This window comes from Roseateles sp. GW821-FHT09H11, from assembly GCF_059415845.1.
Map to the genome: position 1 here is coordinate 615,059 of NZ_JBWKOA010000003.1, position 19,014 is coordinate 634,072.

Here is a 19,014-nt window from a genome sequence, read left to right on the forward strand (position 1 = left end):
ACGATTGACATGAGCGCCACGGATCCTCGACTGGGCCTGGTGGCCGGCGAGGCCTCCGGCGATCTGCTCGCCAGCCTGCTGCTGCAAGGCCTGAAGGCGCGCTGGCCGGACTTGAGCTCGGCCGGCATCGGCGGCCCCAGGATGCAGACGCAAGGCTTCGACGCCTGGTGGCCCAGCCACAAGCTGTCGATCTTCGGCTACTGGGACGCGATCAAGAACATCCGCGAGCTGCTCGCGATCCGCCGCCAGCTCGGCGATCGCCTGATTGCCGAGCGGCCGTCGGTCTTCGTCGGGGTCGACGCGCCCGACTTCAACTTCGGCCTGGAGCAGCGCCTGCGCGAGGCCGGCATCAAGACGGTCCACTTCGTCTGCCCGTCCATCTGGGCCTGGCGCGCGGAGCGCGTGCAGACGATCAAGCGCAGTGCGGATCACGTGCTGTGCCTGTTCCCGTTCGAACCTGCGATCCTGGAGAAGGCGGGCATCCCGTCGACCTACGTCGGGCACCCGCTGGCCGACCAGATCCCGTTCGAACCGCCACGCGAGGACGCGCGCCGCGACCTGGGCCTTGCGGAGAGCGACACCATCGTCGCCATCCTGCCCGGCAGCCGTCGCAGCGAACTGGACTACATCGGCCCGCCGCTGCTGGACGCCGCGCGGCGCATGCACCAGGCGCGCCCCGCGTTGCGCTTCGTCATCCCGATCGCGCCGGGCCTGCGTCCGATGGTCGAGGCGCTGATGGCGCAGCATGGCCAGGGCCTGCCGATGACGCTGGTCGACGGTCGCGCCCAGGAGGCGCTGGCCGCCTGCGACCTGACGCTGGTCGCGAGCGGCACCGCGACGCTGGAAGCGGCGCTGCTGAAGCGGCCGATGGTGATTGCCTACAAGCTGCACTGGTTCAACGCGTGGCGGATGAAGGGCAAGGCGCTGCTGCCGTGGGTGGGGCTGCCGAACGTGCTCGCGCGCGAGACGCTGGTGCCCGAGTGCCTGCAGGACGAATGCACCGGCGAGCGCATCGCCCGCGAGGGCCTGGCCTGGCTGGACGACGCGCCGCGTCGGGAGCGGCTGCGCGAGCGTTTCCTCGAGATCCACCAACAGCTGCGCTGCAACACCGCGCAAAAGGCCGGCGATGCGATCGCGAAAATCCTCGGCGCTTGAGCCTCCGACGCAACTGGGCCTGGAATGGGTCCGCGAGGGTCTGCTGTGCGGCGTGGACGAAGCGGGCCGCGGTCCGCTGGCGGGCCCGGTGGTCGCCGCGGCGGTGATCCTGGACGATCAGAACCCGATCAAGGGGCTGAACGATTCGAAGGTGCTCAGCGAGAAGAAGCGCGAGCAGCTGTTCGACGAGATCCGCGCCAAGGCGCTGTGCTTCTGCATCGCGGAGGCGACGGTCGAGGAGATCGACCGCATCAACATCCTGCAGGCGACGATGCTGGCGATGCGCCGCGCGGTCGAGGGCCTGCGGCTCAAGCCTGCGCACGTGCAGGTCGACGGCAACCGGCTGCCGGTGCTGCGCATCCCCGCCGAGGCCATCGTCAAGGGCGATGCGCTGGTGCCGGCGATCTCGGCCGCGTCGATCCTGGCCAAGGTGCACCGCGACCGTTTCTGCCTGCAGATGCACGCGCAGCATCCGGAGTACGGCTTCGACAACCACAAGGGCTACGGCACGCGCGAGCACCTGGACGCGCTGCGCGTGCACGGCGCGAGCGTGTGGCATCGGCAGAGCTTCGCGCCGGTGCGTTCGCTGGACCTGGGTGATCCGGGCCTGGCGAACATCGCGCCCCCACGGAACGTCGATCCCGCGCTGAACGAGGAAATGAGACCCGGATGAGCTGGCAGTCGATCACCGCGCGCGACAACCCGAACCTGCAGCGACTGCGCAAGCTGGCGCAGGACGGCGGCGCCTACCGCAAGCTGGGCGGTGTCTGGCTGGAAGGCGACCACCTCGTGCGCGCGGCGGTGCAACGCGGCGTCAAACCGTCGCTCGCGCTGATCACGGACGTGGCCGCGGCGGACGAGGCGCTGCATGCGCTCGCCGACGTGGCACCGAAAGTGCTGGTCGTGTCGCCGGAGCTCTTCAAGACGGTGTCGGGCCTGGAGTCGCCGGCGCAGATCGGCTTCGAGCTGGCCCTGCCGACGCAGCCGCGCATCGAGGCGAAGGCCGATTCCGTCGTGCTGGACCGCCTGCAGGATGCGGGCAATGTCGGCACGATCCTGCGCAGCGCGGGTGCGCTGGGCTTCCGGCAGGTGCTGGCGCTCAAGGGCACTGCGGCGCTGTGGTCACCGAAGGTGCTGCGCGCCGGCATGGGCGCGCACTTCGGCCTGCATCTCGTGGAAGGTCTGAGCATCGAGGACCTCGATGCGCTGAAGGTCCCGCTGCTGGCGACCAGTTCGCATGCGGATGCCATGCTCCATCAAGCCGATCTCCCCAACCCTTGCGCCTGGGTCATGGGCCACGAAGGGCAGGGCGTCGCCGAGGCGCTGATGCAGCGCTGCGCGTTGCGCGTCGGCATTCCGCAGCCGGGCGGCGAAGAGTCCCTGAACGTGGCGAGCGCCGCGTCGATCTGCCTCTACGAATCGGCTCGTCGCAGGCTGATCTGAGCGACCGTCCCACACGCTTTGCGCGGCGATCCATTCATCGCGCCATCGCGAGCGCGGCGACTCCCAACGCAATGAACACCGCGCCCGCGATGCGCCACCCGCGCTCGCCTTCGCCGAGCAACTGTCCGCCGATCAGCGCGGCGAACAGCATCGACAGCTCCCGCGCCGGCGCGACGCGCGACAGCGGCGCGAGCTTCATCGCATAGAGCACCAGGATGTAGGCCGATGGCGCGCCGACGGCCACGACCAGCGCATGCTTCCACTGCTTGCGCAGTGCGGGCATGAAGCCGGCACGGTCGCGCAGCACGGCGGGCAGGCTCACCGGCACGCGCAGCAGGTTGCAGATGTAGTCGTAGAGGATCGGCGACAGCGCCAGCACCTTCACCGCGTAGCCGTCGATGACGCTGTAGGCGGCGATCGTCGCGCCGGTGAGCGCGCCCCAGGCGATGCCCAGCTTGCGCTTGCGGTGCAGTTCCGGATCGCGATTCGCGCCTTTCGAGAAGAACGTCGGTCCCGCCGCCATCAGCAGGATGCCGCCGACGACGCCCGCAAGTCCAAGCCCGCCTCCCACGCCAAGATGCTCGCCCAGCAGCACCACCGCGATCAGCGACGACAGCAGCGGCCCGCTGCCGCGCGCGACGGGATAGACGACCGTCATGTCGGCGGCGCGGTAGCCGGCGAGCAGCGCGTTGAAGTAGGCCAGATGGACGACCGCGCTGGCGAGCGTGGCCGTCCACGCCTGCCAGCCCCAGGCGGGCAGGTCGTCGAGTCCGACGACCACGACCACGGGCAGCCAGAGCACCGTGACGCCGACGGCGGTCATGCAGGCGAAATGATGATTGCCCTGCGCCTTCTTGGCGGCGAAGTTCCACAGCGCGTGGATCAGCGCGGCCGCGACGACCAGGGCGAGCGCGCTCGCTGGCATCGGTCGCGGGGGTCCTCAATACATCAGGCGATCGGGACGGATGTCGCGCAGGATCGTCGTGGCGATTTCCTCGATCGACTTGTGCGTCGACGACAGCCAGTTGATGCCGGCCTTCTTCATCATCGTCTCGGCCTCGCGGACCTCGTAGTGGCAGTTCATGAGGTCGGCGTACTTGCTGCCCGGGCGGCGCTCGTTGCGGACCTGCGCCAGCCGCTCCGGATCGATCGTCAGGCCGAAGCACTTCTTCTTGTGCGGGATCAGCAGCGAGGGCAGGTGGCCGCGATCGAAGTCCTCGGGGATCAGCGGGTAGTTGGCCGCCTTGATGCCGTGCTGCATCGCCAGGTACAGCGAGGTCGGCGTCTTGCCGCAACGACTGACCCCCACCAGGATCACGTCCGCCGAGTCGAGGTTGCGCGCCGACTGTCCGTCGTCGTGCGCCAGCGAGAAATTGATCGCCTCGATCCGGTCGTGGTACTCCTGGCTCTTCGCGACATCGGAGAAGCGGCCGACGCGATGGCTGGACTTGATCCGGAACTCGTCTTCCAAGGGCGCGATGAAGGTGCCGAACATGTCCATCACGAGGCCTTGACACTCCTGGCGCACCACGTTCAGCACCTCGCGATTCACCAGCGTCGCGAAGACGATGGGTCGCACGCCTTCGCGCTCGCCGGTCTCGTTGATCTCCTGGACCAGCTGGCGGGCCTTCTCGCCGCTGTCGATGAACGGGCGGCGCACGTGACGGGCCTTCACCGGGAACTGCGCCAGGATGGAGTTACCGAAGGTTTCGGCGGTGATGCCGGTGCCATCCGAGACGAAGTAGACGGTGTGCTGGGTCATGAGGGGCCTTTGAATCATGCCGGGACCGAACCGCGAGCGGCCCGGGAGCCTTCGCCGGATCGGGCATGCCGCATGCCGAAGCGGGAAGAACGGCCGTTGTCCTGCCTCGGCCCGGCCCCGAACGGGGGCTTACATCATAGATCGGCGACCCACTAGAATCGTCCGCAACTTGCCCCTGCCCATCGCATGAACGCCGCATGAACGCCGCCTCGCGCCGCCCACAAGAATCGACAACACCTGTCGTGCGCCGCGTCATGCCTGTCTCCCTCGAAGCCGCCGATGCGATCGGCCTGCTCGGGAGTGCGCGGGGAGCCCCGGTTTCTCAACATCACGGAGTTTTCCCATGTCTGATGCACGCTTCGAGGCGACCGCCCTGGTCGTACCCTTCGAGAAACTGAGGATGACCGACGTCGAGTCGGTGGGCGGCAAGAACGCCTCGCTCGGCGAAATGATCTCGCAGCTGGCCGAAACCGGCGTGCGCGTGCCCGGCGGCTTCGCCACCACGGCCCACGCCTTCCGCCAGTTCCTCAAGCATGAAGGCCTGGATGTCCGCATCCAGAATCGCCTGGCCGGCCTCAACACCGATGACGTCCGCGCGCTGGCCGTGGCCGGCGCCGAGATCCGCGGCTGGCTGGAAGCGCAGCCGTTCCCGGCCGACCTCGAAGCGGCGATCCGCGCCTCCTTCGCCGGCCTGACCGCGGACAACCCGGACGCCTCCTTCGCCGTGCGCTCGTCCGCGACGGCGGAAGACCTGCCCGACGCCTCCTTCGCCGGCCAGCAGGAGACCTTCCTGAACGTCGTCGGCATCGAGGACGTGCTGCACAAGATGAAGGAAGTCTTCGCGTCGCTCTACAACGACCGCGCGATCAGCTACCGCGTGCACAAGGGCTTCGCGCACAGCGAGGTGGCCCTGTCGGCGGGCGTGCAACGCATGGTGCGCTCCGACCTGGGCGCCGCCGGCGTGATGTTCACCATCGACACCGAGTCCGGCTTCAAGGACGTCGTCTTCATCACCTCCAGCTACGGCCTGGGCGAGACGGTGGTGCAGGGCGCCGTCAACCCCGACGAGTTCTACGTCCACAAGCCGGCGCTGCAGCGCGGCAAGTTCGCGCTGATCCGCCGCAACCTGGGGTCCAAGCTGATCCAGATGACCTTCTCCACGCCCGAGGAGAAGGCCGCCAGCGGCAAGCTGGTCAAGACCGTCGACGTCGAGGTCGAGCAGCGCAACCGCTACTCGCTGACCGACGAGGACGTCGTGCAACTGGCCAAGTACGCGGTGATCATCGAGCAGCATTACGGCCGCCCGATGGACATCGAGTGGGGCAAGGACGGCAACGACGGCCAGCTCTACATCCTGCAGGCGCGCCCGGAGACGGTGAAGAGCCAGGCCGAGGGCCAGGTCGAGCAGCGCTTCAAGCTCAAGGGCTCGGGCACGGTGGTGGCCGAAGGTCGCGCGATCGGCCAGAAGATCGGCACGGGCCCGGTGCGCCTGGTCGACAGCGTGGCCGAGATGGAACGCGTGCAGCCCGGCGACGTGCTGGTCACCGACATGACCGATCCGAACTGGGAGCCGGTCATGAAGCGCGCCAGCGCGATCGTGACCAACCGCGGCGGCCGTACCTGCCACGCGGCGATCATCGCGCGTGAGCTGGGCATCCCGGCGGTCGTCGGCTGCGGCGACGCGACGGACAAGCTCAAGGACGGTCAACTGGTGACGGTGGTCTGCTCCGAGGGCGACACCGGCTTCATCTACGACGGCCTGCTCGAGACCGAGGTCAGCGAAGTCCACCGCGGCGAGATGCCCTACAGCCCGGTGAAGATCATGATGAACGTCGGCAATCCGCAGCTGGCGTTCAACTTCGCGCAGATGCCCAACAGCGGCGTCGGTCTGGCGCGGCTCGAGTTCATCATCAACAACAACATCGGCGTCCACCCGAAGGCGATCCTGGACTATCCGAACATCGACAACGACCTGAAGAAGGCCGTCGAGTCGGTGGCGCGGGGCCATGCCTCGCCGCGCGCGTTCTACGTCGACAAGCTGGCCGAAGGCATCGCCACGATTGCCGCGGCGTTCTGGCCGCAACCGGTCATCGTGCGTCTGTCCGACTTCAAGAGCAACGAGTACCGCAAGCTGATCGGCGGCTCGCGCTACGAGCCGGACGAAGAGAACCCGATGCTGGGCTTCCGTGGCGCGTCGCGCTACATCTCGGGCGAGTTCCAGGACGCGTTCGCGATGGAATGCGAGGCGCTCAAGCGCGTGCGCAACGACATGGGCCTGACCAACGTCGAGATCATGGTGCCCTTCGTGCGCACGGTGAAGCAGGCGCAGAAGGTCGTCGAGATGCTGGGTGAGCGCGGCCTCAAGCGCGCGGCCAACGGCGGCCAGGACGGCCTGCGCGTCATCATGATGTGCGAGGTCCCGAGCAACGCCATCCTGGCCGAGCAGTTCCTGGAGCATTTCGACGGCATGTCGATCGGCTCCAACGACCTGACGCAGCTGACGCTGGGCCTGGACCGCGACTCCGGCCTGGAGCTGCTGTCGGGCGACTTCGACGAACGCGATCCGGCGGTGAAGGCCCTGATCTCGCGCGCGATCGCTGCCTGCCGCGCCACGGGCAAGTACATCGGCATCTGCGGCCAGGGCCCCAGCGACCATGCGGACTTCGCCGAATGGCTCGCTGCGGAAGGCATTGCCTCGCTGTCGCTGAACCCGGACACGGTGGTCGAGACCTGGCAGCGCCTCGCGAAGCGCTGAGCCCTCGCACCGCACCACGCAACGGCCCTTCGGGGCCGTTTCCCATTGCAGTCCTCGGCCGCAAAACCGAGGAAGGACGACAGTGGTAGGGGACGGCATGGCGTGGGGTTTCGGAGCTTGCCTCCGGGGCCCCACGCCATGGCGGCCAACGCCCAAGCCTCAGCAGGCAGGCGGTCCCCGAATGTCCCCGGGGGAAGTTGTGGATGCGCCCGCACGGCAAGAGGGTGATGATCCGCCCCCATGTCGACTCCCCCGCCAGACGCCGCGTTCCGCCGCCGGCTCCATCGCATCTACGGTGCCTACACGATCGGCTTCGTCTTGCTGGTGGGGCTGCTGGGCGTGCTGGAGCGGATGGGGATGCCCAAGCAATGGCTGGGGTTCTCGTTCCTGCTGCTGACGGTGCTGATCTACGCCGGCATCGGCGTGTTCAGCCGCACCACCGACCCGGTCGAGTACTACGTTGCCGGTCGCCGCGTCCCGGCGTTCTACAACGGCATGGCCGCGGGTGCCGACTGGATGAGCGCGGCGAGTTTCCTCGGCATGGCGGGGAGCTTGTACCTCGCGGGCTACGGCGGGTTGGCCTTCGTGCTCGGCTGGACCGGCGGCTTCTGTCTCGTGGCCTTGCTGCTCGCCCCGTACCTGCGCCGCTTCGGCGGCTTCACGGTGCCGGACTTCCTCGGCGCCCGCTTCGAGAGCCGCGGCCTGCGCGTGATGGGCGCCGCGGCGGCGGTGCTGGTGTCCTTCATCTACCTCGTCGCGCAGATCTACGCGATCGGCCTGATCACGACGCGGCTGACGGGGCTGACCTTCGAGATCGGCCTGTTCGTCGGACTCGGCGGCGTGCTGGTGTGCTCCTTCCTCGGCGGCATGCGGGCCGTGACCTGGACCCAGGTGGCGCAGTACATCATCATGATCGTGGCCTACGTGGTGCCGGTGATGTGGCTGTCGACGCTGCAGACCGGTTCGCCGCTGCCGCAGTTCACCGCGGGCACCGAGATCCGCGAGATCACCGCCCGCGAGCAGCAGCTGCTGCACGATCCGAAGGAACTGCAGGTCCGTGGCCTCTATGAGCAGCGCGCCAAGGATTTCGAGCACCTGCTCGCCGGCCTGCCGCACTCGCTCGACGCGGAGCGCCAGCGCGTCTCGCAGGTGATCGCGCAGTTGAAGTTCGAGGATGCGCCGCTCGCGCAGATCCAGGCGGCGGAGAAGGTCCGCGCCGCGCTGCCGCGCACCGAGGCGGAGGCCCGCGAGCTCTGGTTGCGCGCCGTCGCCGCCAATCGACAGCGCGCCGAACCGCTCGCCGGGATGCCGCTGCACGCGCAGCCCTTCGCCGGCGATCCCGAGGGCACCCCGGCCGAGCAGGAGGCCTACACGCTGGCGCGCCGCAACTTCCTGGCGCTGGTGCTTGTGCTGATGGTGGGCACCGCCGGGCTGCCGCACATCCTGACCCGCTATTACACGGTGCCGACGGCGGCGGAGGCGCGCACCTCGGTCGCGTGGACGCTGTTCTTCATCGCGCTGCTCTACCTGTTCGCGCCGGCGCTGGCGGTGATGCTCAAGCATGAGGTGCTGCATCACCTGGTCGGCTCGCCGATCGCGGAGCTGCCCGGGTGGATGAAGCAGTGGATGCGCGTCGATCCCAGCCTGCTGAACATCCAGGACATCAACCAGGACGGCATCCTGCAGCTCGGCGAACTGCGCCTGGGCGGCGACATCGTCATGCTGATGACGCCCGAGCTCGCCGGTCTGCCGTACGTGCTCTCCGCGATGGTGGCCGCCGGTGCGTTGGCGGCGGCGCTGTCGACGGCGGACGGGCTGCTGCTGACGATCTCCAGCGCGCTCTCGCACGACGTCTACTACCGCGTCATGAACCCACGCGCCTCGATGACGCAGCGGGTGACGATCTCCAAGGCGCTGCTGCTGGCGACCGCGCTCACCGCCGCCGCCGTGGCCGCGCAGAAACCGGCGGACATCCTGCTGCTGGTGTCGGCGGCGTTCTCGCTGTCGGGATCCACGCTGGTGCCGGCGCTGGTCGCGGGCATCTTCTGGAAACGCGCCAACAAGCAGGGCGCCGCCGCCGGCATGCTCGCGGGGCTGGGCATGACGCTGTACTACATGGTCGGCGCCCACGCCGGCCTGCGCCAGGCGCTCGGGATCGGCGGCGCCCCGCAGCTGTGGTGGGGCATCCAGCCGATGGCGGCGGCGCTGTTCGGACTGCCGGCGGGCATCGCCGCGCTGGTCGTGGTGAGCCTGCTGACGCCGCCGCCGTCGCCGGCGGCGCGCGCGCTGCAGGCTCGGGTCACGGGCGCCGCCCCCTGAGCGCCTTGAACGCCTTGAGCGCCTTGAGCGCCTTGAGCCCCTGGGAATGGGGCGGCTCTTCGCGCCTCTCGGCCGGCCAGTGGACGGCAAGGGCCAAAGTCGTCTAGAATCCGCGATTCCCCTTGCCGGGCCCAGGAGTAGACGCTGGGGTCCGGCTTTCAGGCCAAGGGCAGAACATCACCCGATGTTGATGTTGATGTTGGTGCCGGCGGTCGTTGAAACCCACAAGGAGTACACATGCGTCACTATGAGATCGTTCTGCTGATCCATCCGGATCAAAGCGAACAAGTTCCGGCGATGCTGGAGCGCTACAAGGGCCTGGTCACCAACGGTGGTGGCAAGGTGCATCGCGTGGAAGACTGGGGCCGCCGTCAGCTGGCCTACATGATCCAGAAGCTGGCCAAGGCGCATTACCTGTGCCTGAACATCGAGTGCAGCAAGGAAATCCTGGCTGAAATCGAGACCGGTTTCCGCTTCAACGACGCCGTGCTGCGTCACCTGACCGTCGTCAAGGACAAGGCCGAGACGAACCCGTCGGTGATGATGAAGGCCGTCGAGCGCGAAGAAGCCCGCAAGGCCCCGCAAGAAGCGTCCGCCTGAGCTGACAAGCGCGATCCCTGACGTTCCCGAATTCCTGACCCGCACAGCATCCGCGCCCGCATGAACCGACTGGTACTGCAGGCACAGATCCTCGAAACCGCGGCGATCCGATACACCCCCGCCGGGCTCCCGGCCCTGGACCTGATGCTCAAGCATGAGTCCGTGGTCGACGAAGCCGGTGCTCCGCGCAAGGTCGCGCTGGAGATCAAGGCGGTGGCCATCGGTGATGTCGTGAAGCGGGTCCAGGCGCTGGACCTGACGGAGAAGACGGTGTTCACCGGATTTCTCTCGGCACAGCGACAGGGGCGAGGCACGGTGTTTCACATCACCGGCTTCGCGGACTGAACGGGACGGACAGGTCGCGCAGATCGTTTAAATCTGGATAGATAGCAGGAGTTCACTATGCCCCCGCCACGTGGTAAAGGTCGGTTCTCGAAGGACCGCAAGCCCAAGCGCAATCAACAATCGCTGCTGTTCCGTCGCAAGCGTTTCTGCCGCTTCACCGTCGCCGGTGTCGAGCAGATCGACTACAAGGACGTCGACGTCCTGCGCGACTTCGTCGGCGAAAACGGCAAGATCGTGCCCGCCCGCCTGACCGGCACGCGCGCCTTCTTCCAGCGTCAGCTGTCGGTGTGCATCAAGCGCGCCCGCTTCCTGGCCCTGCTGCCGTACAGCGACCAGCACAAGGTCTAAGGAGTCCACCCCATGCAAGTCATCCTGCTGGAAAAAGTGGCCAACCTGGGTAACCTCGGCGACGTCGTCAAGGTCAAGGACGGCTACGCCCGCAACTTCCTGATCCCGACCCGCCAGGCGCGCCGCGCCACGGAATCGGCGATCAAGGAATTCGAAGCCAAGCGCGCCGAACTGGAAAAGATCGCCGCCGAGAAGCTGTCCGCTGCGCAAGCCCTGGGCGAGAAGATCAACGGCAACACCGTGACGATCTCGCAGAAGGCTGGCGTCGACGGCCGTCTGTTCGGTTCCGTGACCAACGCCGACATCGCTGAAGCGCTGACCAAGGCCGGCACGGCCATCGTCAAGTCGCAAGTGCGTCTGCCCAACGGTCCGCTGAAGACCGTCGGCGAATTCCCGATCAACGTCGCTCCGCACACCGACGTGGTGGTGGAAGTGACCGTGAAGGTCGTCGCCGAAGTCGAGTAATTGCTCGACACACCCGTTGGGCGCTTCGCGCGCCCTTCGGGCATGCCCCGACTTGCGAAGGCCGACTGGTCCAGCAAAGATCGGGGCAGAACAAAAGAAAGCCGACAGCTGCGAAGCCGTCGGCTTTCTGCTTTTCCGGGGGTTGAGTTATCCCGCTCGCTCCACAAGCTATCAAAAGCTCATCCACAGGCTTGTCCACAATGTCCGCGATCTTCACCACGCCCGGGTCAGGTGCCAGCGACAGCGAAATCGCGCGACTGCGCGTGCCGCCCAATTCGGTGGAAGCCGAGCAGAGCGTGCTCGGCGGCCTGCTGATCGACAACACCGCCTGGGACAAGGCGGCGGACACGCTCAGCGACTCCGACTTCTACCGCTACGAGCACAAGCAGGTCTACGCCGCGATCGGCAAGCTGATCAACGGCGGCAAGCCGGCGGACGTGGTGACGGTGTTCGAGGAACTGACCTCGGTCGGCAAGGCCGAGGAGTGCGGCGGTCTGGCCTACCTGAACGCGCTGGCGCAGGGCGTGCCCAGCGCCGCCAACCTGCGCCGCTATGCCGAGATCGTTCGCGAGCGCGCGATCCTGCGCAAGCTGGTGGCGACCTCGGACGAGATCGCGACCGCCGCGCTGAATCCCGCCGGCCGCGCGGTCAACGAGATCCTGGACGAGGCCGAAGGCAAGATCTTCCGCATCAACGAGGAAGGCTCGCGCGGCGGCACCGGATTCCAGAGCATGGACCGGCTGATGGTCGAGCTGATGGACCGCGTCAACGAGCTGGCGGAGCAGGGCGCCGAGGACGTCACTGGCGTGCGCACCGGCTTCTACGACCTGGACCGCATGACCGCGGGCCTGCAGCGCGGCGACCTGATCATCCTGGCGGCGCGGCCGTCGATGGGCAAGACCGCGTTCGCGATCAACATCGGCGAAGCCGTGGCGATCAACGAGGGCCTGCCGGTCATCATCTACTCGATGGAAATGGGCGCGGCGCAGCTGGCGCTGCGGATGGTCGGCTCCATCGGCCGCATCGACCAGAGCAACCTGCGCACCGGACGCCTGAAGGACGACGAGTGGGGGCGGCTGGCCGAGGCCGTCGACAAGCTCGGCAACGCGCCGATCTACATCGACGAGAGCCCGGGCCTCTCGCCCAGCGAAGTGCGCTCCAGAGCCCGACGCCAGGCGCGCATCTCGGGCCAGATCGGCCTGATCATCATCGACTACCTGCAGCTGATGAGCGGCAACGGCGGTGGCAGCGAGGAGAACCGCGCGACCGTGGTCGGCGAGATCTCGCGGGGCCTGAAGGCGCTGGCCAAGGAGCTGCGCTGCCCGGTGATCGCGCTGTCGCAGCTGAACCGTTCGGTGGAGACACGGCCGGACAAGCGGCCGATGATGTCCGACCTGCGCGAGTCGGGCGCCATCGAGCAGGACGCGGACATCATCATGTTCATCTACCGCGACGAGTACTACACCAAGGACGAGTGCAAGGAACCCGGCGTGGCGGAGATCATCATCGCCAAGCAGCGGAACGGCCCGGTGGGCACGGTGAAGCTGGCCTTCGCGCGGCAGAACACGAAGTTCGAGAATCTGGCGCCGGGTTACGTCAGCCCGGGCGGCGACGAGTATTGACCGACGGGGCCGGGCAGGCTCCGGGAGAAGCACCATGCCTGACCACCGTCCACTCCTACACCAGACCGCGGAGCTGGCCGCCCGCTACCTCGAGGGCATCGAGCGACGGCACGTCGGCGGCCTGGCCACGCGCGAAGGACTGCTGACCGCCTTGGGCGGGGCGCTGCCCCGGCAAGGACTGACCCCCGACCAGGTGATCGAGGACCTGGCCCGCTTCGCGGACCCGGGCGTCGTCGCGAGTGCCGGCCCGCGCTACTTCGGGTTCGTGACCGGCGGCGCATTGCCTGCCGCGCTCGCGGCGGACTGGCTGGCGAGCGCCTGGGACCAGAACGCGTTCTCGTGGGTGATGTCGCCGGCCGCCGCCGTCGTGGAAGAGGTGGCCGCCGGCTGGATCCTCGATCTGCTCGGACTGCCGGCGTCGTCCTCGGTCGGATTCACGTCCGGCGCCACGATGGCCACCTTCACCGGCATCCTGGCGGGGCGCCACCGCGTGCTGTCGCGCGCGGGCTGGGATGTCCAGCGCGACGGCCTGATCGGCGCGCCGCCGCTGACGGTCGTGCTGGGCACCGAGACGCATGCCACGGTGCTGTCCGCCCTGCAGATGGCAGGCCTGGGCAGCGGCCGGGCCCGGCGCGTGGACAGCGATGAACAAGGACGCATGAAGCCCGGCGCGCTGCGCAGCCTGCTTGCGGAACTCGGAGACCGTCCGGTGCTGGTGTCGGCCCAGGCGGGCAACGTCAATTCCGGCGCATTCGACCCGCTGCCGGAGATCGTCGACGCCGTCCGCGCACACCCGAATGCCTGGCTGCATGTGGATGGCGCGTTCGGGCTGTGGGCGGCGGCTTCCGACGCGCTTCGATCGCATGTCGACGGGGTGGCCGGCGCCGACTCCTGGACGACTGATGCGCACAAGTGGCTCAACGTGCCCTACGACTGCGGCGTGGTCATCGTGCGCGATGCCGACGCACATCGGGCCGCGGTCAACTTCGGTGCCGCCTATTACGTGGTGGGCGACGGTGGCGTCCGGGAGCCGGGATCCTGGGTGCCGGACTCGTCGCGGCGGGCGCGCGGCTTCGCGGTCTATGCGGCCTTGCGCCAACTGGGCCGGGCGGGCGTCGCCGATCTGGTGGACCGTTGCTGCGCGCTGGCCCGGCGGCTGGCCGACGGGCTGCGCGATGCGCCCGGTGTGGCGATCCTCAATGACGTGGTGCTGAACCAGGTGCTCGTGCGTTTCGCTCCGACGGCGCGGCCGGGCGACGGCCCCGACGTCGACGCTGACGTCGACGCTGACGCGGTCGATGCCTTCACGCGCCGGGTGATCGCCGCGGTCCAGCAGGACGGCACCTGCTGGGCCGGTGGCACGACCTGGCACGGCATGGCCGCGATGCGGGTCTCGGTCTCGAACTGGGCCACCCGCGAAGCCGACGTGGACGCCTCCGTCGAGGCCATCCGCCGGTGCGCCGCCTCCGCGTGAGGGTGCGGGCACTGCAACGATGAATCAACGCGCCACGCGCACCGATTCCGGCACGAGCCGATAGCCGCTGGTCGCCAGGGCTGAACTGAGGGGCGGACCTCGAGCGTGCCGGTGCGTCGAACGACCACCCGCTCACCCACGTGAAAACCGACGGCCATTCAGGCCTGCCTAAGTTTCGGCATTGAAGTCTACCAACTAGTAGGTAAACTGTGAATCACATCAAACGGCAGACCTCTGCGCAGCAACTGGAATTCACTTCATCATGTCCCATCACGTCGAATCCTCCGTCCTCAAGCAGGACCATTGGCTCAAGCGCTACTACCTCACCCGCGCGCTGTTCTCCATCGTCTGGGTCGCCGCCGCGATCGTCATCGGCAGCCGGTCGCCGGTGATCGCCGCGGTGCTGCTGGTCCTCTATCCGGTCTGGGACGCCGCCGCGAACTGGGTGGACGCCAACGCCAGCGGCGGCCTGCAGGCCAACCGCACGCAGCGCATCAACGTGTGGGCGAGCGGCATCACGACGCTCGCCGTCTGCCTGGCGCTGACCGCGGGCATGAACGCCGTGCTCGGCGTCTTCGGGGCCTGGGCGATCGCGTCGGGTCTCATGCAGCTCGGCACGGCGCTGCGCCGCTGGAAGTCGCAGGGCGGGCAATGGGTCATGGTGCTGAGCGGCGCCCAGTCCGCGCTGGCGGGCGGTTTCTTCATCGCGCAGGCGCAGAAGGCCGACGTTCCCTCGATCGTGAATGTCGCGGGCTACGCCGGCGTCGGCGCGCTGTACTTCCTCATCTCCGGCATCTGGCTGACTGTCAGCCTCTCGCGTCGGGCGAAGAAGGCATCCGCCTGAGCGCTGCGCGACGAAGGAAGCCCTGGAGCCGCATGGGCTCATGCGGTTCGAGGGCGATGCGGCGGGGTCAGGTGTTGAGCGTCACGCCCGTCAGCCGCTCGCTGAGCGTCCACAGCCGCTCGGCCTGCGTCGGGTCGATCGCCCAGGGCCGCACGCCGCCGTCGAACACCTCGCCGTCGGCCACGACGCGCGCGATATCGCAGTTCTCGCAATAGAGGCCACCGAGGCCGTCCAGTTGGCGGTTGGTCGCGCACCAGAGCGTGGTGGCCGCCCCCTGCGAGAGGTTCTTGTATCGCCCGCCTTCCTCGACCGACATGCCCGCTGGGGCAACGCCATGGGCGTTGTCCGGAGAGAGGCCGAAGGCGGCGTAGTCCTCGGCGGTGAGATCGCGTGTCAGGTCCGTGAGGATGGCGCCCGGATGCACGGCGAAGCCGCGCACGCCGTGGGCCGCGCCTCGGCGATCGAGGCCGACGGCGAAGAGCGCGTTGGCGGATTTGGACTGGCCGTAGGCCTGCCATTTGTCGTAGGGGCGTTGCGCGAAATCCGGATCGTCGAAGTCGACCGGCGCGAAGCGGTGACCGAGCGAGGTCAGCACGACGACACGCGCGGCGCCCGCGCGCAACAGCGCGGGCCACAGCCGCAGCGTCAGCTCGAAATGACCGAGGTGGTTGGCGGCGAACTGGCTTTCGTGACCCCGCGCGTCGCGACGTAAGGGCGTCGCCATGATGCCGGCGTTGAGGATCAGCAGATCGAGCGCGTCACCGCGGCCCACGAGCTCGTCCGCGAAACGCGCGATCGAGGCCGGGTCCAGCAGGTCCATCTCGGCCTGCTCGACGTTCGGGAGTCCTTGGAGGGCCACCCGCGCCTTGTCAGGACTGCGCGCCGGCACGACGACCCGCGCGCCCGCCGCGGCGAGCCCTCGCACGGTTTCCAGGCCGAGGCCCGCATAACCGCCGGTCACGACGACGCGCTTACCGGTGAGGTCGACGTCGCGCAGGACGTCCGTCGCCGTGGTCGTGGTGGCGAGGCCGGAGGGCAGGGGATGCTGGTGGGTGTTCATGCTGGACATGATCTGCCACCGGGCCGCGGACGGCCATGCCGTCCGATCCGGATCAATTGCCTGATCGTCCGGCCTGCAGGGCTTCCGGCGGCAGGCCCGCCTCGGCACGGGTCCACATGCGCTCGTAGAGCGCCTCCAGGTCGCGCGCGAAGGCCGTTGAATCGATCCATGCAGGGATCGCCGGGGTCGCCCGGGCGGCTTGATCCGCCTGATCTGCCTGAACCGCTCGGCTGGCGAGTGCGCAGACCTTGTCGACATACGCCTCGGGCGTATCGCAGACCAGCCCGAACAATCCGGCCTGAACGAGGAGGCTCTCCGCCACGCGTGACGCGAACCCATCACCGCGCAGCGTCACCACCGGCACGCCGGCCGCGAGCGCATCGCTGGTCGTCGTGTGCCCGTTGCAGGGCCAGGTGTCGAGGGCCACATCCGCCGCGGCGAGCCGGTTCCAGTGCTCGGCCATGCCCACCGGCGGCATGAACACGATCCGCTCCGGCGCGATGCCGCGCGACGCGGCCTCGGCGCGCAGCTGCGCATCGGCCTGCTCGCCGCCGCTGAGCTGCCACAGCAGCGCCTGCGGCAGGCGATGCAGGATCGTCATCCATGCGTCGAAGACGGTGGGCGTGATCTTCAGCACCACGTTCGCCGAGAGCAGCACGAGCGCATCGTCCGGCAGATCGAGTTCAGCGCGCGGCGTCGGCACGATGCGTCGCGTCGCGTCGCCGGGCTGGTAGCAGCGCGGCAACTGCGCGATGCGTTCAGCGTAGAACGGCGCATCGCCGAGCGGCGTCACGATCGCGTCGCCGATGACGTAGTCGATGAAGTCCGCGCCGCAGGTGCCCGGGAAGCCGAGCCACGCGACCTGCACCGGCGCCGGTCGCGCGGCCAGCGCGATGAAGCGGCTGCCGGCGGTGTGGCCCTTCAGGTCGACGGCGATGTCGACACCCTCGGCGCGCATGCGCGCGGCGATGCCGGCGGGATCGAGATCGCCGACATCGATGAAGCGCTCGCAGGCGGCGCGGAGGCGCTGCTGCAGCGGCGATCCGTCGTCGGGCCCGTGCGAGAACAGCAGCACCTCGAAGCGCTCGCGATCGCGGCACTCCAGGACCTCGACCATCAACGCGGCGGTCGCGTGGGCATGGAAGTCGGAAGACAGATACCCGATGCGCAGCTTCGGTTTCGCGATGGCTGTCACCGGCGGCAAGGCCGCGATGCCGCGGCTCAGGAATCGCGTGCTCAGCCGCGCGACCTTCAGCAGATCCGCCGCCGCGTGCGGCAGCGTGGCCAGCGCGAAGGGCACGCCGAATTCATCGTCGGCGTCGTCGGGCTTCGCACGGATGACCGCGTGCAGCGCGCGCAGGTTCTCGTCGAAGTCCAACCAGCGCGCGCATTGCTGGTCGCCATGGGCCTGGTAGGCCTGCGCCATGACGCTGTCGGGTCGCAGCGCGGCGACGGTGCGGAAGCACTCGGCCGCCTCCGCCTTCATCTGCAGCGACTGCAGCGCGAAGGCCAGCTGCAGGTAGGCGTCGACGTCGTCGATCTTCAGCGCGAGCGCCTGCATCAGCGGGCCGATCGCGTCCTGCACGCGCCCGCTGCGCCGCAGCGATTCGCCGAGGTAGCGCTGGAGCTCGCTGGACGCGACCTGCGCGTGCGGCTCGAGCAGCGCGACGGCCTCGGCGTAGCGGCCGCGGCCCATCTCGTGGAGCGCGTTGCGCAGCAGGTCTTTGAGGGCATCCATGGGGGACGATTATGGAAGCTCAGGCCACCGTGCCCGACGGCGCGCAGAGCTCGATGCAGAACGCCATGAACGCCTCCACCGAGGCCGGCGGCAGCCGCCGCGACGGCCGCACGATGTGGAGCGGGAAGGTCTCGCCCGGCCAGTCCGGGAACAGCTCCACCAGCGTGCCGTCCGCGATCAGGTGCTCGACGCTGAGCGCCAGCACCTGCGCCACGCCGGCGCCCGCCACGCAGGCCTGCACCATCGCGTCGGCGTCGGTCATCGTCAGCGAGCCCGAGGTGGCCACCGTCAGCTGTTCCTTCGCGCGGCCCTTGCCGCGGACGAAGATCCATTCGAACGGCCGGCCGCGCTGCGGATCGATGTACTGGAGGCAGTCGTGCTTCGCCAGCTCGGCGGGCTTGCGCGGGCGTCCGCGCCGGTCGAGGTAGGACGGCGCCGCCACCGTCAGCACGCGGTTCTCCAGCAGCTTGCGCGAGGTCATCGTCGACGCCGGCTGCGGCCCGAAGCGCACGGCCACGTCGACGCCCTCCGCGACCAGGTCGCCGCTGCCCGGGAACTGCACCATCGTCAGCGTCAGGTCCGGGTAGAGCGCCTGCAGCCGGGGCAGGGCGGGCGCCAGCACGTAGCGCGCGAACAGTGGATTCAGGCTCACCCGCAGCGCGCCGCGCACGCTGACCGCCGCGCCGGAGACCACGTTGGCCGCCTCCTCGATGCCTTCCAGGTGCGGCACCGCGTGCTCGTACAGTCGCGCGCCTTCGCCGGTGAGGTGCAGCGAGCGCGTCGTGCGGTCGAGCAGCCGCACGCCCAGCCGCTCCTCCAGCCGCGACACCGCCCGGCTCACGCCCGAGGCCGACATCCCCAGCACCTCGCCGGCCTTGCTGAAGCTGCCCGACTCCACCACCGCGGCCAGCACGCTCATGCCGGCCAGCAGACGTCCGTCGATGCTCATCTTTGAATTTCCGCAAAGATCATTTGAGCGACTCTACCTTTATCAAAGATCGCCCGCTTCGCATCATTCGGTCCGTTGCCTCAATCCCGAGTCGACTCCCCCCCGAGTCCTCAACGAATCCCCAGCGATTCCCCC

The 19,014-nt window shown here is 68.6% G+C and carries 17 protein-coding genes; 12 read left to right on the top strand and 5 right to left on the bottom strand.

Annotated elements, in window-relative coordinates; translation table 11 throughout:
* Positions 1–9: 9 nt before the first annotated feature.
* The 3 genes from lpxB to AC07PR_RS13540 are packed head-to-tail and all read left to right on the top strand — an operon-like array spanning position 10 to position 2,598.
* A complete protein-coding gene (gene lpxB / locus AC07PR_RS13530) occupies positions 10–1,155 on the top strand; it encodes a lipid-A-disaccharide synthase (RefSeq protein ID WP_377152697.1) in 1,146 nt (381 codons plus the stop codon).
* Positions 1,127–1,828, top strand: a complete 702-nt coding sequence (gene rnhB, locus AC07PR_RS13535; protein ID WP_377152700.1) for a ribonuclease HII — start codon at positions 1,127–1,129, stop codon at positions 1,826–1,828. The genes lpxB and rnhB overlap by 29 nt, the downstream gene beginning before the upstream one ends.
* Entirely contained in the window at positions 1,825–2,598 is a 774-nt protein-coding gene (locus AC07PR_RS13540) for a TrmH family RNA methyltransferase (RefSeq protein ID WP_483107280.1), read from the top strand. The genes rnhB and AC07PR_RS13540 overlap by 4 nt, the downstream gene beginning before the upstream one ends.
* Positions 2,599–2,632: 34 nt before the next feature.
* Here AC07PR_RS13540 and AC07PR_RS13545 read toward each other — a convergent pair whose 3' ends face one another.
* Together AC07PR_RS13545 and ppsR are read right to left on the bottom strand one after the other, a co-directional pair.
* Complete coding sequence (locus AC07PR_RS13545; RefSeq protein WP_495135586.1) at positions 2,633–3,523, bottom strand: EamA family transporter; 891 nt, start codon at positions 3,521–3,523, stop codon at positions 2,633–2,635.
* A 15-nt stretch (positions 3,524–3,538) separates the two neighbouring features.
* Positions 3,539–4,360 (bottom strand): posphoenolpyruvate synthetase regulatory kinase/phosphorylase PpsR, encoded by an 822-nt coding sequence (gene ppsR, locus AC07PR_RS13550; RefSeq protein WP_377152706.1) that lies wholly within the window; start codon positions 4,358–4,360, stop codon positions 3,539–3,541.
* 343 nt (positions 4,361–4,703) lie between these two features.
* Here ppsR and ppsA point away from each other — a divergent pair, with 343 nt between their 5' ends.
* From ppsA to AC07PR_RS13595, 9 genes are all read left to right on the top strand, one after another.
* Positions 4,704–7,115, top strand: a complete 2,412-nt coding sequence (gene ppsA / locus AC07PR_RS13555; protein ID WP_495135587.1) for a phosphoenolpyruvate synthase — start codon at positions 4,704–4,706, stop codon at positions 7,113–7,115.
* A gap of 240 nt (positions 7,116–7,355) precedes the next feature.
* Positions 7,356–9,434: a sodium:solute symporter family protein gene (locus AC07PR_RS13560; protein ID WP_495135588.1), complete on the top strand. Its 2,079-nt coding sequence runs from the start codon at positions 7,356–7,358 to the stop codon at positions 9,432–9,434.
* 237 nt (positions 9,435–9,671) lie between these two features.
* Complete coding sequence (gene rpsF, locus AC07PR_RS13565; protein WP_067062529.1) at positions 9,672–10,034, top strand: 30S ribosomal protein S6; 363 nt, start codon at positions 9,672–9,674, stop codon at positions 10,032–10,034.
* A gap of 60 nt (positions 10,035–10,094) precedes the next feature.
* Entirely contained in the window at positions 10,095–10,379 is a 285-nt protein-coding gene (priB, locus tag AC07PR_RS13570; protein WP_377152712.1) for a primosomal replication protein N, read from the top strand.
* Between the two features lie 57 nt (positions 10,380–10,436).
* On the top strand, positions 10,437–10,727 hold the full coding sequence (gene rpsR / locus AC07PR_RS13575) for a 30S ribosomal protein S18 (protein WP_067275431.1): 291 nt from the start codon (positions 10,437–10,439) through the stop codon (positions 10,725–10,727).
* Between the two features lie 12 nt (positions 10,728–10,739).
* Positions 10,740–11,192 carry a 50S ribosomal protein L9 gene (rplI, locus tag AC07PR_RS13580; RefSeq protein WP_377152714.1) on the top strand — a complete coding sequence of 151 codons (453 nt, stop codon included), beginning with the start codon at positions 10,740–10,742 and terminating at the stop codon, positions 11,190–11,192.
* Between the two features lie 200 nt (positions 11,193–11,392).
* Entirely contained in the window at positions 11,393–12,814 is a 1,422-nt protein-coding gene (gene dnaB, locus AC07PR_RS13585) for a replicative DNA helicase (RefSeq protein WP_377152716.1), read from the top strand.
* A 34-nt stretch (positions 12,815–12,848) separates the two neighbouring features.
* Positions 12,849–14,288: a pyridoxal phosphate-dependent decarboxylase family protein gene (locus tag AC07PR_RS13590; RefSeq protein WP_495135589.1), complete on the top strand. Its 1,440-nt coding sequence runs from the start codon at positions 12,849–12,851 to the stop codon at positions 14,286–14,288.
* 262 nt (positions 14,289–14,550) lie between these two features.
* The gene (locus AC07PR_RS13595) at positions 14,551–15,132 is read left to right on the top strand and encodes a DUF308 domain-containing protein (protein ID WP_377152720.1); all 582 of its coding nucleotides are present in this window, start codon (positions 14,551–14,553) and stop codon (positions 15,130–15,132) included.
* A gap of 67 nt (positions 15,133–15,199) precedes the next feature.
* Here the strand turns inward: AC07PR_RS13595 and AC07PR_RS13600 are convergent, their stop codons facing one another.
* The 3 genes from AC07PR_RS13600 to AC07PR_RS13610 are packed head-to-tail and all read right to left on the bottom strand — an operon-like array spanning position 15,200 to position 18,879.
* Positions 15,200–16,201, bottom strand: a complete 1,002-nt coding sequence (locus tag AC07PR_RS13600; RefSeq protein ID WP_495135590.1) for an oxidoreductase — start codon at positions 16,199–16,201, stop codon at positions 15,200–15,202.
* A gap of 43 nt (positions 16,202–16,244) precedes the next feature.
* Positions 16,245–17,930: an O-linked N-acetylglucosamine transferase, SPINDLY family protein gene (locus AC07PR_RS13605; protein WP_495135591.1), complete on the bottom strand. Its 1,686-nt coding sequence runs from the start codon at positions 17,928–17,930 to the stop codon at positions 16,245–16,247.
* A 19-nt stretch (positions 17,931–17,949) separates the two neighbouring features.
* Positions 17,950–18,879 (bottom strand): LysR family transcriptional regulator, encoded by a 930-nt coding sequence (locus AC07PR_RS13610; protein ID WP_495135592.1) that lies wholly within the window; start codon positions 18,877–18,879, stop codon positions 17,950–17,952.
* Between the last annotated feature and the right edge of the window lie 135 nt (positions 18,880–19,014).

Excerpts from the sequence above, each read along its gene's own strand:
- rpsF (WP_067062529.1), top strand. The coding sequence starts at position 9,672 with ATGCGTCACTATGAGATCGTTCTGCTGATCCATCCGGATCAAAGCGAA.
- lpxB (WP_377152697.1), top strand. The coding sequence starts at position 10 with ATGAGCGCCACGGATCCTCGACTGGGCCTGGTGGCCGGCGAGGCCTCC.
- AC07PR_RS13600 (WP_495135590.1), bottom strand. The coding sequence starts at position 16,201 with ATGTCCAGCATGAACACCCACCAGCATCCCCTGCCCTCCGGCCTCGCC.
- AC07PR_RS13610 (WP_495135592.1), bottom strand. The coding sequence starts at position 18,879 with ATGAGCATCGACGGACGTCTGCTGGCCGGCATGAGCGTGCTGGCCGCG.
- rnhB (WP_377152700.1), top strand. The coding sequence starts at position 1,127 with ATGCGATCGCGAAAATCCTCGGCGCTTGAGCCTCCGACGCAACTGGGC.
- priB (WP_377152712.1), top strand. The coding sequence starts at position 10,095 with ATGAACCGACTGGTACTGCAGGCACAGATCCTCGAAACCGCGGCGATC.
- AC07PR_RS13540 (WP_483107280.1), top strand. The coding sequence starts at position 1,825 with ATGAGCTGGCAGTCGATCACCGCGCGCGACAACCCGAACCTGCAGCGA.
- AC07PR_RS13590 (WP_495135589.1), top strand. The coding sequence starts at position 12,849 with ATGCCTGACCACCGTCCACTCCTACACCAGACCGCGGAGCTGGCCGCC.
- ppsR (WP_377152706.1), bottom strand. The coding sequence starts at position 4,360 with ATGACCCAGCACACCGTCTACTTCGTCTCGGATGGCACCGGCATCACC.
- dnaB (WP_377152716.1), top strand. The coding sequence starts at position 11,393 with ATGTCCGCGATCTTCACCACGCCCGGGTCAGGTGCCAGCGACAGCGAA.
- rpsR (WP_067275431.1), top strand. The coding sequence starts at position 10,437 with ATGCCCCCGCCACGTGGTAAAGGTCGGTTCTCGAAGGACCGCAAGCCC.
- AC07PR_RS13605 (WP_495135591.1), bottom strand. The coding sequence starts at position 17,930 with ATGGATGCCCTCAAAGACCTGCTGCGCAACGCGCTCCACGAGATGGGC.
- AC07PR_RS13545 (WP_495135586.1), bottom strand. The coding sequence starts at position 3,523 with ATGCCAGCGAGCGCGCTCGCCCTGGTCGTCGCGGCCGCGCTGATCCAC.
- ppsA (WP_495135587.1), top strand. The coding sequence starts at position 4,704 with ATGTCTGATGCACGCTTCGAGGCGACCGCCCTGGTCGTACCCTTCGAG.
- AC07PR_RS13560 (WP_495135588.1), top strand. The coding sequence starts at position 7,356 with ATGTCGACTCCCCCGCCAGACGCCGCGTTCCGCCGCCGGCTCCATCGC.
- AC07PR_RS13595 (WP_377152720.1), top strand. The coding sequence starts at position 14,551 with ATGTCCCATCACGTCGAATCCTCCGTCCTCAAGCAGGACCATTGGCTC.
- rplI (WP_377152714.1), top strand. The coding sequence starts at position 10,740 with ATGCAAGTCATCCTGCTGGAAAAAGTGGCCAACCTGGGTAACCTCGGC.